The organism is Bartonella sp. AP4SXKL, assembly GCF_042195845.1.
Classification (GTDB): domain Bacteria; phylum Pseudomonadota; class Alphaproteobacteria; order Rhizobiales; family Rhizobiaceae; genus Bartonella.
In genome coordinates this window covers 1-1,018 of the sequence record NZ_JBHIPA010000059.1, presented here as the reverse complement: position 1 = coordinate 1,018, position 1,018 = coordinate 1, and the positions used below count along the sequence as shown (strand labels likewise).

Below are 1,018 nucleotides of genomic sequence, written 5' to 3'. Positions count from 1 at the left end.
TCATCAGGATTGTCAAAAACCCACCCTAAGGCATTGCCTTTACACCATCTTTCTAAACGACCCGCTATCCCCTCCCTGTGCGTGGTGTCAAAAAACATTTGTAAGGCCGATATTGTCCGTTGTTCTTTTGGCAACAAGGCAAGTTGGTCAACAGCAGCAGAAATATCTTGTCTTTCTGATTCACTGATCTTTTGATCTTCAGAAGAAACAAGCTTTATAATCCATTGGCGTAAAAAAACTCTATCTGCTGGATTGTTATAGTCTAAGCCTTTTAGCGGTGCTATGCCTGTCGGTCTACCATTCTTCAAGGGCATATAAGTGCCGCCACCCGCTCTGACAAAAAGTTCTGCACCCCGATCTTTGTCAAAAAAGACCATATTGGGATCATGCTTTTGAAGTTGCGCTAAAAGAAAATTGACAATAACCGTTTTCCCAGAACCAGAGGGACCACAAACAAACGTATTGCCTAAATCACCAAAGTGAAAGTTAAAATAAAACGGTGAACCAGCAGAGGTTTTCATCAAAGCTACCGCTGGTCCCCACACATTGCCATCTATTTTTCCAACCGGAAAAGAATGAAATGGAGAAAGCGCTGCATAATTGCGGCTTGTTATTGCACCAGAGCGGGTGCGATAAGCATAATTGCCAGGCAATTGTGCCCACCAAGCTGCTGCTAACCCTAAGTCTTCCCGCGCAATGACAGCCCCACCATCTGTAAGACGAGAACGCGCTTTGGCAAGATTATCCGCTAACTCTTGCGGCGTATCAGCAAAAACTGCCAATGATAAATGATGCTCCCCTAAAACAAAACGATTGGATTCAAGATCATCAAGCGCATCATCCAGTTCCATAATTTGTGAACCTGCTCGATCTCCTGCATTGACCATTTGATTCTGTTTGCGCCCCATAATCTGTTTGGCAGCATTTTTGCTCTTGAAAATAAAAGATTGGGTGAAAATAAACTCAAAGGGAAGGGTGAGCAAACCATCCGCCATGCCTACCCTGGTTTTTGCTGGAT

Annotated in this window: 1 pseudogene; it reads right to left on the bottom strand. The window is 44.0% G+C overall.

What is annotated here, in order from left to right:
• Positions 1-1,018 (bottom strand): annotated as a pseudogene (locus tag ACFIMI_RS09655) (transporter); the annotation flags it as partial.